The 14,981-nt window shown below is 30.4% G+C and carries 15 protein-coding genes, 1 tRNA gene and 1 pseudogene; 10 read left to right on the top strand and 7 right to left on the bottom strand.

Annotated elements, in window-relative coordinates; translation table 11 throughout:
• Positions 1 to 73 precede the first annotated feature (73 nt).
• Entirely contained in the window at positions 74 to 877 is an 804-nt protein-coding gene (locus tag AC0L4B_RS15875; protein ID WP_473437767.1) for a hypothetical protein, read from the bottom strand.
• Between the two features lie 324 nt (positions 878 to 1,201).
• Between AC0L4B_RS15875 and mscL the strand changes: the two genes are divergently transcribed.
• Both mscL and AC0L4B_RS15865 read left to right on the top strand, forming a co-directional pair.
• Entirely contained in the window at positions 1,202 to 1,648 is a 447-nt protein-coding gene (gene mscL, locus AC0L4B_RS15870) for a large conductance mechanosensitive channel protein MscL (protein WP_473437766.1), read from the top strand.
• 4 nt (positions 1,649 to 1,652) lie between these two features.
• A complete protein-coding gene (locus AC0L4B_RS15865; protein WP_473437765.1) occupies positions 1,653 to 1,811 on the top strand; it encodes a hypothetical protein in 159 nt (52 codons plus the stop codon).
• A gap of 1 nt (position 1,812) precedes the next feature.
• Here the strand turns inward: AC0L4B_RS15865 and AC0L4B_RS15860 are convergent, their stop codons facing one another.
• Positions 1,813 to 2,184 (bottom strand): hypothetical protein, encoded by a 372-nt coding sequence (locus AC0L4B_RS15860; protein ID WP_028291201.1) that lies wholly within the window; start codon positions 2,182 to 2,184, stop codon positions 1,813 to 1,815.
• A 140-nt stretch (positions 2,185 to 2,324) separates the two neighbouring features.
• On the opposite strand from AC0L4B_RS15860, the gene AC0L4B_RS15855 reads away from it, so the two are divergent.
• From AC0L4B_RS15855 to AC0L4B_RS15840, 4 genes are all read left to right on the top strand, one after another.
• On the top strand, positions 2,325 to 3,476 hold the full coding sequence (locus AC0L4B_RS15855) for a trans-sulfuration enzyme family protein (protein ID WP_473437764.1): 1,152 nt from the start codon (positions 2,325 to 2,327) through the stop codon (positions 3,474 to 3,476).
• Between the two features lie 11 nt (positions 3,477 to 3,487).
• Positions 3,488 to 4,381: a 23S rRNA (adenine(1618)-N(6))-methyltransferase RlmF gene (gene rlmF / locus AC0L4B_RS15850; protein ID WP_473437763.1), complete on the top strand. Its 894-nt coding sequence runs from the start codon at positions 3,488 to 3,490 to the stop codon at positions 4,379 to 4,381.
• Between the two features lie 5 nt (positions 4,382 to 4,386).
• Positions 4,387 to 5,103: a bacillithiol biosynthesis deacetylase BshB1 gene (gene bshB1 / locus AC0L4B_RS15845; RefSeq protein WP_473437762.1), complete on the top strand. Its 717-nt coding sequence runs from the start codon at positions 4,387 to 4,389 to the stop codon at positions 5,101 to 5,103.
• 76 nt (positions 5,104 to 5,179) lie between these two features.
• Positions 5,180 to 5,255: transfer RNA gene (locus tag AC0L4B_RS15840), tRNA-His, on the top strand.
• 105 nt (positions 5,256 to 5,360) lie between these two features.
• Here AC0L4B_RS15840 and AC0L4B_RS15835 read toward each other — a convergent pair.
• The 4 genes from AC0L4B_RS15835 to AC0L4B_RS15820 all read right to left on the bottom strand — a co-directional run bounded on the left by AC0L4B_RS15835 (position 5,361) and on the right by AC0L4B_RS15820 (position 8,212).
• On the bottom strand, positions 5,361 to 6,755 hold the full coding sequence (locus AC0L4B_RS15835) for a M28 family peptidase (RefSeq protein WP_473437761.1): 1,395 nt from the start codon (positions 6,753 to 6,755) through the stop codon (positions 5,361 to 5,363).
• Positions 6,655 to 6,921 carry a hypothetical protein gene (locus tag AC0L4B_RS15830; RefSeq protein WP_473437760.1) on the bottom strand — a complete coding sequence of 89 codons (267 nt, stop codon included), beginning with the start codon at positions 6,919 to 6,921 and terminating at the stop codon, positions 6,655 to 6,657. The genes AC0L4B_RS15835 and AC0L4B_RS15830 overlap by 101 nt, the downstream gene beginning before the upstream one ends.
• Positions 6,922 to 7,083: 162 nt before the next feature.
• Complete coding sequence (locus AC0L4B_RS15825) at positions 7,084 to 7,413, bottom strand: FUSC family protein (protein WP_473437759.1); 330 nt, start codon at positions 7,411 to 7,413, stop codon at positions 7,084 to 7,086.
• A gap of 7 nt (positions 7,414 to 7,420) precedes the next feature.
• A complete protein-coding gene (locus AC0L4B_RS15820; RefSeq protein WP_473437758.1) occupies positions 7,421 to 8,212 on the bottom strand; it encodes a DUF3108 domain-containing protein in 792 nt (263 codons plus the stop codon).
• A 128-nt stretch (positions 8,213 to 8,340) separates the two neighbouring features.
• On the opposite strand from AC0L4B_RS15820, the gene AC0L4B_RS15815 reads away from it, so the two are divergent.
• The 3 genes from AC0L4B_RS15815 (at position 8,341) to AC0L4B_RS15805 (ending at position 11,532) form a co-directional block, all read left to right on the top strand.
• The gene (locus AC0L4B_RS15815; RefSeq protein WP_473437757.1) at positions 8,341 to 8,757 is read left to right on the top strand and encodes an HYC_CC_PP family protein; all 417 of its coding nucleotides are present in this window, start codon (positions 8,341 to 8,343) and stop codon (positions 8,755 to 8,757) included.
• 187 nt (positions 8,758 to 8,944) lie between these two features.
• Positions 8,945 to 11,161, top strand: a complete 2,217-nt coding sequence (locus AC0L4B_RS15810; RefSeq protein WP_473439458.1) for a TonB-dependent receptor — start codon at positions 8,945 to 8,947, stop codon at positions 11,159 to 11,161.
• Positions 11,162 to 11,175: 14 nt separating this feature from the next.
• Positions 11,176 to 11,532, top strand: a complete 357-nt coding sequence (locus AC0L4B_RS15805; protein WP_473437756.1) for a heavy-metal-associated domain-containing protein — start codon at positions 11,176 to 11,178, stop codon at positions 11,530 to 11,532.
• Positions 11,533 to 11,598: 66 nt separating this feature from the next.
• Here the strand turns inward: AC0L4B_RS15805 and AC0L4B_RS15800 are convergent, their stop codons facing one another.
• Positions 11,599 to 13,026 (bottom strand): TlpA family protein disulfide reductase, encoded by a 1,428-nt coding sequence (locus AC0L4B_RS15800; RefSeq protein WP_473437755.1) that lies wholly within the window; start codon positions 13,024 to 13,026, stop codon positions 11,599 to 11,601.
• A 152-nt stretch (positions 13,027 to 13,178) separates the two neighbouring features.
• On the opposite strand from AC0L4B_RS15800, the pseudogene AC0L4B_RS15795 reads away from it, so the two are divergent.
• Positions 13,179 to 14,800: pseudogene (locus AC0L4B_RS15795) on the top strand (ABC-F family ATP-binding cassette domain-containing protein).
• Positions 14,801 to 14,981 lie beyond the last annotated feature (181 nt).

Here is a 14,981-nt window from a genome sequence, read left to right as displayed (position 1 = left end):
TCTCTCAGGTTTTTTATAAAAAAAGACTTGCTATCTCTAGCAAGTCTTATAAATGTAGGTTGTAATTAACTAATTATTTGTTCAGAACAATTTGTTTAATTAGGGTTTCTTTTTCAGTAGTAATATGTAGTATTATGTTTTTTTCTTCGCTAGCAAAATTTAAATATGTTTGATTAGCATTTATATTTTTAGCCATTTGTAATGTGTTACCGTTGTAATTGTAAACTTTAATTTCTTTTATTGTGTCATTATCTGGAGCAGTAACTTTTAATTGCCCAGAGTTAATTAGGTACCCAACTTTAGCTTTCTTTTTCTTTTTTGGGTCTAATGACGAGATGTTATCGTTATTCTCATCTGTTGTTTCTGGTTGGCTAAAGGTAATGTAAAAACGATCTGTATAATCTGTAGCATCTACAGTTTCAGTATAAGCAGTGTCGTTTATTTTAGTGTAAGTGTTTAATAAAGCATCGTGTATGTAAACATCAATATCATTAGAAAAGCCTTGCAAGCTTGTTAGTGCTATTTGTGCTGTTCCAGAAGTTTCGTTATACATTCCTAGTAAATATTGTTTGCTATTGTCAAAACTACCAACTCCTTGTATTACATACCTGTTACCTTCAATAATCCAGTTTAAATCATTGGATTGTGGAAAAATAACTGAGGCGTCATAACCATAATCAACACCTTCTGTAGCAATGTTATTTGATGTAAAACCTAATACAAGCTCTCTAACAGCTCCATTTGGAGAGGTATATTCTAATCTTAAAATTTGAACACTGCTTGATGCATTATAAGTGTTTTTCGAATTGGTATTAGAGTTTAAAGCGAATATGTTATTACAGATTAAAAGTAATATTAGTAAAGTAGATTTTTTCATAACTAGCGTATTTGTCGGTTAAACGGTTAATTTCTTCGGTAAAGTTACATTTTATTTTGAATTACAGCCATGAATTGCAATTTTTTTCGATGAAATGCAATTTTTACAACAAATAGAAGTTTGATATTCGATTAAATACATATAAATAAGTTTAAGTGTATTATTTCGTCCTTTACATTCAATATAAACAGATAATCGAGTGATTTTCTGACAAAACATAAAGCAATGGTTGTGTTAAGTAAGAATCATAAAGTTTTAGCTGCTTCAAAAATGACTTGATTAGTAATCTTTATTAACTTTGAAACATAAATAATATGATATAGTATGAAGTTTTTAAAAGAGTTTAAAGAATTTGCTGTAAAAGGTAATATGATGGATATGGCTATTGGTATTATTATAGGTGCATCCTTTAATAAGGTAATAGATGTTATGGTAAAAAAAGTGTTTTTACCACCTTTATCTTTAATGACAGATGGTTTAAACTTTCAAAATAAACGCTTAATCTTAAGGGACGCTATCACAAATAATGAGGGTACAATTACTACTCAGGAAGTAGCAGTGCATTATGGAGAGTTATTTGAGGTGTTTTTAGATTTTTTAATCGTAGGTTTTACTGTATTTTTGGTTGTAAAGGCAATGAATAGATTAAGAGATAAGTCTCAAGATGTTAAAAATAAAACCGTTAAAACGCCTAAGGATATAGAATTACTGTCAAGATTATCAGAGTTAATGGAAGAGCAGAATTCTTTACTAAAAGCATCTAAAAAATAAGGTCATGCCAAAACCAAAAGGTCAAAAAAACACTAAAAATAAAGCAAAGCACTCTAAGTTAATGGCTAAAAAGATTAATAAAAAGAAAAAAGAAGAGTCGCTCAGAAAGCAACGTCTTAAAGCAATTATAAAAGGAGTTTCAAAAGAAGAAGATAGTAATTAAACTATAATTTAATTAAGGTTTTATCAAGATTAAGCTCTTTAATTATAGTGTTAGCAAAACTATAATGTCCTTTAGTACTTATAATTTTAAATCTATGGTCTTTCATTCTAGTAAAAACATCTAATAATCGCCATTTTGATTTTAATAATTTAGGCTTCTCACTTTTTAGTCCAAGTTCAAAGTAATATTTTTTGGTTCGTTTATAAGCGGTAATATCTGGTGTCATAACCAAATTGTTTTCCTTTTTAATAAAGGTTTTTGGTTGCTCGTAACCAGTTAAATCTGCTTTAATGTTTTCAAAACCTAAAAACTCTAAATGGTTAATAGATTGTTGTAAAATGTCTTCGTGTGTGGTTTTATCTTGTGCTATCATACTCAATAGTATACAAAATAAATAAAACCTATTGCGTTAATAAGTCGTTAAATTTGAATAAGTTATTTATATTATTGTAGCTTACAATTAAATATTCAGCTATTAAATTAGTAAATTACAGCTTTAAAATTATGTATTAAATGAAAGCAAAAAAACAAGGTTTAAATACTATTTGCACTCACGTTGGAGAAGTGCCTGATGATCAGTTCAAAGGTGCTATTTCACCAATATATCTATCTTCATCTTATCAATTTATGGATGTTGACGTAAAAAGGTATCCAAGATACTTTAACACACCAAATCAAGAATATCTAGCTAAAAAAATAGCTGCTTTAGAGTTTACTGAAACTGCAATGATTTTTGGTTCAGGTATGGCAGCAATTAGTCATATGTTTTTAGCCTTTTTAAAATCAGGTGATCATATTGTTGTACAAAACACATTATATGGTGGAACAGCAAATTTTATAAGAGAAGAATTTCCTAAGCTAAATATAGAATTTACTTTTACAGACGGTTATAAAGTTGAGGATTTTGAAGCTGTAATTCAACCTAATACAAAGTTGATTCATATTGAAACACCTTCTAATCCGTTACTAACTATTACAGATATTAAAGCAATTGCAGAATTAGGGAAGCAAAACAATATTGTAACTAGTATTGATAATACGTTTGCAAGTCCAGTTAATCAAAATCCAGCACAATTTGGTATAGACTTAATAATGCATTCGGCAACTAAATATTTTGGTGGTCATTCAGATATTTGCGCAGGTGCAGTAGCAGGAAGTCATGAACACATGGAAAAAATTTGGCATGTTTCTAAAAATTATGGAGGTAGTTTAAGCGATTTTACTGTTTGGATGTTGGAGCGTAGTATGAAAACTATGGGATTACGTGTTAAAGCACAAAGTAAAAATGCTTTAAAAATGGCAAAATGGTTAGACAAACAATCCTTTGTTAAAACGGTATATTATCCTGGGCTAAAAAGTCATCCAGAACATAAATTAGCTAAATCACAAATGAAAAGCTTTGGTGCTATGTTATCTTTTGAATTGATAGACAGTATTGATTCTGATCAATTCATGAAACAATTGCAATTAATAAAACCATCAATAAGTCTTGCAGGAGTAGAAAGCACAATACTGTCACCAACACAAACCTCTCATGCATTATTAACACCAGAGCAGCGTGAAGCTGTTGGGATTTCTGACGGTTTAATTAGATTTTCATTAGGAATAGAAGAAACTAAAGACTTAAAACAAGATATTAATCAAGCGATAATAACAATCCAATAAAACCAAAAGTTGTGCATAAAAAAAATAAACATTCTGAAGATTACAATTTTGAAATACTAGCAACAGTACACCCAAAACTAGAATCTTTTGTGTTTACAAATGCCAATAATAAAAAGACCATTGATTTTGCAAATCCTAAAGCGGTTAAAACCTTAAATGCAGCATTATTACATACGCATTACGGTATAAGCTTTTGGGATTTTCCAGATCATTTTTTGTGTCCTCCAATACCTGGTCGTGTAGATTATATTCATCATATATCAGACTTATTACAACGGTCACAATTGGATAAAGACATCACTATTATGGATATTGGTACAGGTGCAAATTGCATTTATCCTTTATTAGGGACTTCAAGCTATGATTGGAATTTTGTTGCTGTAGACAGTAATGATGAAGCCATAAAGTCTGCTCAGAATATTATAGAAAAAAATAGCCTACAAGATAAAATTAAGCTCAAAAAGCAAACAGATGATACACATATTTTACAAGATGTATTAGATGAAAATGATAAGGTCACAGTCACGATGTGTAATCCACCTTTTTTTAAAAATGAAGCTGATGCAATTAAAGCGACAACCAGTAAGCTGAAAGGTTTAGGGAAGCCAACGGACCAAATGGTGCGTAACTTTGCAGGACAAGCTCATGAGCTATGGTATAAAGGAGGAGAAAAAGCTTTTTTACATACTTATCTTTATGAAAGTTCATTACAAAAAACAAGTAGCTTTTGGTATACTAGTTTAGTTTCTAATAAAGATAATATTAAAACCATGAATCAATCTCTTAAAAAGTTAGGAGCTACATCAGTAATGACTATAGCAATGAATATTGGAAATAAGAAAAGTCGTATTGTTGCTTGGACTTTTTTAAATGAAGAACAAAAACAAAATTGGAATAAAAAATAATAACAATGAAAGTAGATATATTAGCATTTGGTGCGCATCCAGACGATGTCGAGCTTGGAGCAGGAGGTACCATAGCTAAAGAAATTGCAAACGGAAAAACTGTTGCAATTGTAGATTTGACTAAAGGAGAATTAGGAACACGTGGTACAGAGTTTACACGTAAAGCTGAAGCTGAAGATGCTAAAAATATTTTAGGCGTATCTTACAGAGAAAACTTAGGTTTTGCTGATGGCTTTTTTGTTAATGATAAACAGCATCAGTTAGACATTATAAAAATGATACGTAAGTATCAACCTGAAATTGTTTTATGTAACGCTATTGACGATAGACATATAGATCATGGTAAAGGTAGCAAGTTAGTTAGTGATGCTTGTTTTTTAAGTGGTTTAATTAAAATTGAAACCAGTATTGCTGGTCAGCCACAAAAACAATGGAGACCAAAACAGGTGTACCATTATATACAATGGAAAACTATAGAGCCAGATTTTGTTGTAGATGTTTCAAATCATATGGAAACTAAGTTAAAAAGTGTATTAGCCTACAAAACTCAGTTTTTTGATCCTGATAGTAAAGAGCCTGAAACACCAATTTCTAGCAAAAACTTTACAGATAGTGTAAAATATAGAGCTCAGGACCTAGGAAGAATCATAAATGTTGATTTCGCAGAAGGCTATAATGTAGAACGTTACGTTGCTGTGGAAAGTTTATTTGATTTAAAGTAAAATTTTTTATAAAAAATATTTGTAATAACTAGTAAATAAATTACCTTTGCACACGCATTATTAAATGCGCACAAATGGTGGTTGTAGCTCAGCTGGTTAGAGCGTCGGTTTGTGGTACCGAAAGTCGCCGGTTCGAACCCGGTCTTCCACCCAAAAGTAAAAAGCTTCTCTGAAAAGAGAAGCTTTTTTTGTTTATATAAATTTAGAATTAAGACATAAAAAATCCCGTAATTTTAATTACAGGATTTTTTAAATTATTACTCAGCTTTATCGACTACAAGTCTCGCGTCTCTATTAGCGACTTCCCAAGCAGTGTAAAACACTAATCGTGCTCTGTTTTCTAATAAGTCATATTCAATCTTATCTGGTGTATCACTCGGTCTGTGATAATCATCGTGTGTTCCGTTAAAGTAAAAAATTACAGGAATATTGTTTTTAGCAAAGTTATAATGGTCCGATCTGTAGTAAAAACGGTTAGGATCATTATCGTCATTAAACGTATAGTCCAACTCAATGTTTGTGTATTTAGTATTAACGTCTTCAGATATATTATGTAAATCTGTACTTAGTTTATCACTTCCAATTAAGTAAATATAGTTTCTATCTCCTGTTTTACGTTTTGGATCTGTACGTCCAATCATATCAATGTTTAAGTTAGCAACAGTGTTTTCTAAAGGAAAAATAGGATCGTTATCTGTATAATGTCTACTTCCAAGTAATCCTTTTTCTTCACCTGTTACATTTAAAAAGACAATCGATCGTTTTGGTCCATGACCTTCTTTTTTTGCTTTGGCAAAAGCCTCAGCTATTTCTAAAACAGCAACAGTACCAGAGCCATCATCATCAGCTCCATTATATACTTCTCCATCTTTAACACCTTCGTGATCTAAATGTGCCGAGATGACAACATATTCATTTGGCTTTTCGCTTCCTTTAATAATAGCAGCAACATTTTCAGAAGACAACGCTTTAGACTTGTTTGTATAATCTAAGGCTATCGTAGCAGGTTGTGTTTCATTAGTAAAAGATTTGTCAAAACTAGTGATGTCCTTATTAAATAAAGCTTTTACAGTTTCGGTATTAACTAAAAAGTAAAACATTTTTTTATCCTTGCTGACTAAGCTCATTCTTCCGCTTGAAGTTCCGTAGCGTAAAGCAGCCATAGCAAATACTTTTGGATTATAGTATAATACTGCTTTAGCACCTTTTTTCATAGCTATGTCGCGCTTTAAAGCAAATTCTTGTCTAAAATTCGACCATTTAGAATCTTCTTTAGTACCAGAAATAACGTAAGTTCCATCGTCATTCTTTGGCTCACCATTAATAAAAAAGACAACTTTATCTTTAATGTCTACATTTTTATAATTGCTGAATTTATCATCCTCAATTCCGTAACCTAAATTAACAATTTCATTAGCTTTTAAGGTAGAAGTCTCCATTGGATTAATAGACACAAAATCTTCAAGGCTTGTTAGGTTTTTATCATTAACAGTTAACGAGACCTCTGGTTTTGATTGTAACTGTAAAGGTACATCTTGAAAATAGTTTCCGTCAGACTTTGCTGCAGGAATACCATATTGTATATAATGTTCTTTTAAAAATTGAACTGCTTTTTTGACCTTCAGCTCCAGTTTCTCTTCCTTCAAACTCATCTGAAGCATATTGGTATAATGCTGTTTTTAATTCTGCCTGAGTTATAGTTTTTGCATAAACACTAGGATCTGTAGTCGTAGTGGTTGTTGTGGTTTTGCCTTTTTGAGAACTTCCGCAGGCAATAAATAATAAGCTTAATGAAGCTATTGAAAAAATGGATTTCATTTAATAAAATATATTTTACAGTTACACTTGTAAAAGTACAAGAAATTATAAGCTTTTACCAAATTATAATTGCATTTTATAGTTTAGTCTAAATCAATAAAAAAGAGCCTATTTTAAAATTTAAAACAGGCTCTTTTTAGTATAATATTAGAATGTATTGATTTAATCAGTTATGATTATATCTTCTAATTCTTCTTTAGCTTCTTCTTTCCTTTTGTCCTCTGTTTGTTCTAGTTCTTTAGTGTCTCCAACCTCTGCAACAGTAAAAAGGGTTTTATAGGTAGCAAGACTTAAACTAATTATAGTTAATAGAAAAATGACCTGAATGACATGAGTTGGTAAATCTTGATTACGAGCTTTCAAAAATGCTACAACACCAAATATTGCAGCTAAAATAGCAGGTATAAATGCTAGTTTGTATAACGGTAAAACAGATAATATTACTGCCAATACAGCAAAAATTAAACCTAAAATAATACTTAGTTTTCTCATGTTTTGATTAGTTTTTTAATCCAGTTGCCGATTTAATTTTTAACTCACCACTACCTACTGCAATTTTAAATTTAGCAAAAACAGGTATTTTATTCTCATCAGCAGTTAACCATAACAGGTTAGAGTTGCTTCCTTTTAAAACATCTGTTCCTGAGGCACTAATGGCTAATTTATAACATTCTTTTTTACCTAAAGCTGTATTAATAGTCTCTTTAGCTAATAATTTAAATCTAAACTTAGTCTGCTTATTATCAAATAAAACAGTAAAAGAGTCTGATGCTCCAATTGGAGCTTTTTTAATGTCTAAAGTTCTAATTTTATAAATAGTAGCAACAATATCTTTTGTTCCTCCATTTATTTTTACATTTTCTTTTTTATCCCAAAATCCAGAAGCAGTGTTTTTTGTTTTCTTTTTAATAACACTATTTACGCGATTGGTTTTATGGTTGTATTTATATTTTACAAATTTGTAATAACCACCTTCATTAATTTCTCGGTTGTATAAATATGGAGTTATAGTTCTTGGGTTAACATAGCTTTCATATAAATCTCTAATTTTAAAATAACTATCAAAACTACTGTATGTGGTTGCTGTACATTTTAAATGTAAAAGTTTAGAAGAGCTTGTATTCATTTCACTAGTTTCCATCTTAACTTCTGCTACATCTGTTAAAATTCCAGACATGTTGTAAGCTGCTGAAAACGTAAGTTTTTCACCTGCTTTAAACGCTCTGTTGTCCTGTCCATAGCTAAAAGTTAAAGCAGCTAGTAGTAATAATAAGGTTAGTTTAAACTTCATAATATGAGTATTTAATTGTCAAAGATATAACTAAACATTAATTGTGCCGAAATTATTGTATGAATTTAAAATCATGTTAAAGCTTTTTTTACATCTCTATCAATTAATCAATTTTGTATCTTTGTATTGTGATAAAAGTATTTTTACATAAAAGTTTGTCCTTTGTTATGGCTTTGGTGGTGTTGTTTTCAACATTGTCTTTTACCGTAGAGCGTCATTATTGTGGTGACTTTTTAGTAGATTCAGCAGTATTTACTAAAGCTAAAAGTTGTAACACAGATGTTTCTCATGCAAATGAAGAGCCTGTAGTGGTAATGAAACCATGTTGTAAAAATGAAATTGATGTCGTTAAAGGTCAAGACCAATTAAAAGTTAATTCGTTTGATGATTTAGACCTTACAACACAATCTTTTATTACTTCTTTGGTGTTGTCTTATTTTCATTTATTTGAAACTTTACCAAAGTTAAATATTCCTCATAAAAATTACGATCCACCTTCCTTAATTGTGGATTATCAAGTCCTTCACGACGTGTATATTATTTGATAAAATGCTTTGTTTAGTTTTCGCTAAAACGGAAAAGATATAAAGTAATTTTATTAAAAATATATAAATGAAACAAACTTATATTATTACAGGTCTGTCCTGTAATACAGGTAAAGTAGATGTTAAATCTGCTTTACAACCAAATAAACAACAGGTTTTAAAACCTATTTATGCTGTGCTTTTACTAATGTTTTGCTTCTTGCCAACAGCTAGTTTTGCTCAATCTGAATTGTCAGGTGTAATTTATGAAGCCTCAACAGATAACAATCCACAACCCTTATTTGGTGCCAACATGATTTGGTTAGGTACTAGTGTTGGGACTTCTACAGATATAGATGGACAATTTAAAATACCATATAATTCAAACTATAAAAAGCTTATAGTTAGTTATGTCGGATTTAAAACTGACACTATAGATGTGACAAGCAACAAGACTATTAACCATTATTTAAACCCAACTACAGATTTAGATGAAGTTGTTGTACAATCCAGAAAAAAAGCAACTTCCAGATCCTATTTGAAAGCCACAAATACAATGTTAGTTAGTAGTGATGAACTTTTAAAAGCAGCTTGCTGTAATCTGTCAGAAAGTTTTGAAACCAATCCGTCAATTGATGTTAATTTTAGCGATGCAGTAACAGGAACAAGGCAAATAAAAATGTTAGGGTTATCAAGTCCTTATATATTAATTGCAACAGAAAATATTCCGTCAGTAAGAGGTGCTTCTCAGGCATTTGGATTAAGCTTTATTCCAGGAACTTGGGTTGAAAGCATTCAAATTACCAAAGGAGCAGGTAGTGTAGTTAACGGTTTTGAGAGTATTGCAGGACAGATTAATGCAGAGCTAGTAAAGCCAACTACAGATAATTCGTTTTTTTTAAATTTGTATGGAGCAAGTAGTACGCGTTTAGAGCTTAATACTCATTTTAATACCAGTTTAAACGATAAATGGAGCACAGGCTTATACCTTCACGGAAACACACATCAAGAAAAACATGATGTTAATCATGATGGGTTTTTAGATATGCCTGTATATAGTCAAGTTAATGTAATGAACCGTTGGCAATATACTGATACCGAAAAGGGTTTTGTAAGTTTTATAAATCTTAAATACTTAAATGATGATAAACAAGGTGGTCAGTTAGATTTTAATCCTGATACTGACAAATTAACTACAAATGCTTGGGGAAGCGAGATTAATACTCAACGTTATGAGTTGTCTGCTAAACTAGGTTATGTTAATCCAGAAATTCCTTGGCAAAGTATTGGTGTGCAATTAGCAATTAGTCAGCATGATCAAGACTCTTACTTTGGATTAAATCAATATGATATAGAACATACAAGTGTGTACACAAATGTTATGTATAACTCTATAATTGATGACTCTAGACATAAAATAAAAACAGGTGTTAATTTTACTTACGATGCTTATGACGAATTTGCTATTGGTCAAAACTTTGAAAGAGTAGAGCGTTCTTTTGGAGCTTTTGGAGAATATTCGTTTGATAATTTAGAAAAATTTACACTGACTGCTGGACTGCGTTTTGATAGTCATAATTTGTTAGGCGAATTTATAACACCTAGACTTCATATGCGTTACTCTCCATGGAGTAAATCTGCTTTTAGAGCTTCCATTGGACGAGGTAAACGAAGTGCAAATATTTTTGCTGAAAATCAAAACTTATTTGCGTCGTCTAGAGTATTTTCAATTTTAAATTCAAACGGAAGTATTTATGGATTAGATCCTGAAATTGCATGGAATTATGGTGCCTCTTACTTACAAGGATTTAATCTTTTTGGCAGAGCAGCAGATGTTACGTTTGACTTTTATCGTACCGATTTTAAAAACCAAATTGTGATTGATTTAGAAAATGCACAACAAGTTAATTTTTATAATTTAGAAGGTGATAGTTATGCAAATAGTTTTCAAGTAGAATTAAATTATAATGTATTTAATCATTTTGATTTTAGAACTGCTTACAAGTTTTATGATGTGAAAACGCAATATCAAACAGGTAAATTAGCAAAACCATTAACGCCAAAGCATCGTTTTTTTGCTAATACATCTTATGAAACCAATATAAGAAACAATAGTAATTGGAAATTTGATGTCACCTACAATTGGTTAAGTCAGCAACGTTTTGCATCAACAGCAACTAACGCTTTACCATATGTACTTGATGATTATTCTCCAACAATAGGCACAATTAATACTCAAGTAACCAAAGTATTTTCTCCAAAATTTGAAGTATATTTAGGAGGAGAAAATATAACAAATGTTAGACAAAGTAATCCTATAGTTAGTGCAGAAAATCCATTTGGCTCAAGTTTTGATACAAACTTTGTGTATGGACCAATATTTGGAAGTATGTATTACGCAGGATTAAGATATAAACTAAAATAAAAACTTATAAAAAAATGAAAAAAATAATAGTTTTACTACTAATGGTAACGTCATCATTGACGTTTGCCCAAGACAAAAACAAAAGAGAAAGCATAGATGTAGATGGTGTTTGCGGAATGTGTAAAGCCAGAATAGAAAAAGCATGCTTTAAAACCAAAGGTGTTAAAAGTGCTATTTGGAGTGTGGAAACCCATGAGTTAAAATTGATTTATGACGAGCGTAAAACAGATTTAAAAACAATACAACAAAGTGTACTTAATGCAGGACATGATTCAGAGGGTTTAAAAGCACCTGATGAAGCTTACGCCTCTGTTCACGATTGTTGTAAATACAGAGATGAAGCTATTAAAGATGATCATAAAAAGGAATAACCTTTAAATTGACTATAAAAAAAGCGTCTACAATGTTGTAGACGCTTTTTTTTAATGAAGTATAGATTATTTGTTAATCAAAGACAACATTTCTTTTTCAATAGAAATGTCAAACATATTAGCCTTTGGGTTAACAATAATAGCATTTTTATCTAATATAAATACCTTGTTAATGGGTTTGATAGAGAGATATTCTATAGCTTTTTTAGCGTTTTCAAAATGGTATTCGTTTTTGTGAGTTAAGTTATTACGTTGTAGTATAGCAGCTTGTTCTTTACTACTAATAGGATTAACACAAATGGCCTTAAAATCAAACTCAGGATATTTGTTCTTTAACTCTTTAGCACGTTGATGGCATACTTTTAAGTGGTATCTATCCTTAACATCCCAAAAATATACAATACTAGGTTTTGTTATAATATCTTTTAAATGTAAAGAGTTTTCGTCTTTATCTATAACAGTAACATCTGGTACTATTTTCCCTGGTTTTAATCGTTTGTAAGAATCAACTAAAAGGTTTGCTTTTTGTTTTTGTTTAGTATTAGTACTTTTTTCTGAAAAAGATTTAAAAAGCGTATCATAATCATCTACACTTTTTGAAGCATTAATAAACTTAATCATGTTATAATATAACAGTCTGTTTTTTATAAATGTATCTGTTATTTTATTTTCAATTAAATCTAATTTATCAAGGTTATACTCTAAAGACTGGTTGTTGTAAATGTCGTCTTCTGAGTGTTTAAAATGCTCTTGTAATGCTATGTTGTTAAAGTGAAACCTTAAAAAAGAGATATATGGTCTGTAGTCCTTTAAAGTGTTATTATTGTAATCTATCTCATCTCTAAAAGCAAAAAAGTCTTTAGGTAAATCCTTAAATAACTCACTTTCACTTTTACTGTAATTAATAAAAGGATAAGCTTCTTTACTGTAATAATAATTGTAATTTATATTAGCTAAAGCAAATACAGTAAATAATTCCGAAGCTCCATATCTTAATTTAAACTTAGCTAATTTATCAAGTTTGTCTTGTCGTATTCTAGATAGTTTTTCTTCAAATGCAATAGGTTTTAATTGACTAATTTCTAAAACTTCTTGTTCTTGTTTTTCGGTTTCAAGAAATAAATTAATAAGATAATTATTTTCTTTTTCACCAATACCATTAAAAACTAAAGACTCATCAAATTCCATAGTATTAACGCGTATCATAATACTATCGTTAGGTTGTATTAAAAAAGCTTGAGACTCTTTACCATCATAAAAATTATATAAACCTGCTTCAAAATTTTTAAAATTGTATTTAAATCTGTTTCTAGAATCTAAATATACGGTATCGATTATTTCCGACGATTTAAAAATAATAATGTGGTTACTACTTGGGTTTACAATCTGACCACCAAAAAAAGCAGAGTTTTCTTCAATTACGTTTTTATCTTTTTTACAAGATACTAAAACACTTAGGCAGATTATACTATATAAAATGGGTCTTAAAGACATAAATTAGTTTGTAAGGCAATCATAATTAAACAAAAATATGTTTTGCAAAACTGTACTCGTGTTAAGGCGTTGTTAAAACTTATTAAAGACTCAATGTATAATGGCTATTTCGTGTTAATTTTCTACTTTTGCACAAAATTAAAATTATAGATATGTTATCAGTATCAAATTTATCAGTTCAATTCGGTAAGCGTGTACTTTTTGATGAAGTTAGTACCTCTTTTAATAACGGAAATTGTTACGGGATTATTGGAGCTAATGGAGCAGGAAAGTCAACGTTTTTAAAAATAATCTCTGGACAAATGGAGCCAACCTCAGGTCAAGTACACCTAGAAGCTGGTAAACGTATGTCTGTTTTAACTCAGGATCACAACAAACATGACGAGGATACTGTTTTAGAAACTATTTTAAAAGGAAACCAAGAACTTTATAAAATCAAGTCTGAAATTGATGCATTATATGCAGATTATACAGACGAAAATGCAGAAAGAATAGGAGAGCTTCAAGTACGTTTTGAAGAGATGAATGGTTGGAATGCAGATAGTGATGCAGCAGCAATGTTATCTAACTTAGGGATTAAAGAAGATTTGCACTATACTTTGATGGCAGATTTAGATGGTAAACAAAAAGTACGTGTGTTATTAGCACAAGCGCTTTTTGGAAATCCTGATGTCCTTATTATGGATGAGCCTACCAATGATTTGGATTACGAAACAATTGCTTGGTTAGAAAACTTTTTAGCTAATTATGATAACTGTGTGATTGTGGTATCTCACGATAGACACTTTTTAGACGCAGTTTGTACACATATTAGTGATATTGATTTTGGAAAAATAAACCATTTCTCTGGTAATTATACGTTCTGGTACGAGTCGTCACAGTTAGCAGCTAGACAACATGCACAACAAAATAAAAAGGCTGAAGAAAAGAAAAAGGAGTTAGAAGAATTTATTCGTCGTTTTTCTGCCAATGTTGCAAAAAGTAAACAGGCAACAAGTAGAAAGAAGATGATTGATAAGCTTAATATTGAAGATATTAGACGTACAAGTCGTCGTTATCCTGCTATTATTTTTGAACGAGATAGAGAAGCTGGAGATCAAATATTAAATGTAGAAGGTTTAACTTCTACTTTAGATGGTGAAACATTATTTAAAGACATAGATTTAAACTTACAAAAAGGAGATAAAGTGGTTGTGTTTTCTAGAGATTCTAGAGCAACAACTGCATTTTACGAGATCTTAAATGACAATTTAAAAGCTGATTCTGGTAAATTTGCTTGGGGAGTTACAACGACACAATCTTACTTACCATTAGATAATAGTAAGTTTTTTGATGATAAAGATTTATCTTTAGTAGAATGGTTACGTCAATGGGCTCAAACAGAAGAAGAGCGTGAAGAAGTACACATTAGAGGGTTTTTAGGTAAAATGATTTTTAGTGGAGAGGAAGCTCTAAAAAATGTAATGTACTTTCTGGAGGAGAAAAAGTACGTTGTATGTTATCTAGAATGATGATGACTAGAGCTAATGTTTTACAATTAGACGAACCAACCAACCACTTGGATTTAGAGAGTATTACAGCGTTTAACAACTCGCTTAAAAACTTTAAAGGGACTATGTTGTTTACAACACATGACCATGAGTTTGCTCAGACAGTTGCAAATAGGGTAGTAGAGTTAACACCAAACGGAGTTATTGATAGATACTCAACATTTGATGATTACATGCAAGACAAAAAAATAAAAGAATTAAGAGATAAAATGTATACCGTATAATCATACGTTAACCTCAATATATAAAAGCCTTCAGAGTTATCTGAAGGCTTTTTTTATGTCTCTAATTGTTGTTAATGTGGTGTTAATTTAAAATAAAATAAAACCGACTTTATAAATGTTGCGTAGATAAACCGAATACAAAAATATTAAAACTATGAAAACATTAAAATTATCAAAAATC

It is taken from the genome of Olleya sp. NP1-10 (genome assembly GCF_055804415.1).
This window is presented reverse-complemented; position numbering and strand designations above follow the sequence as displayed.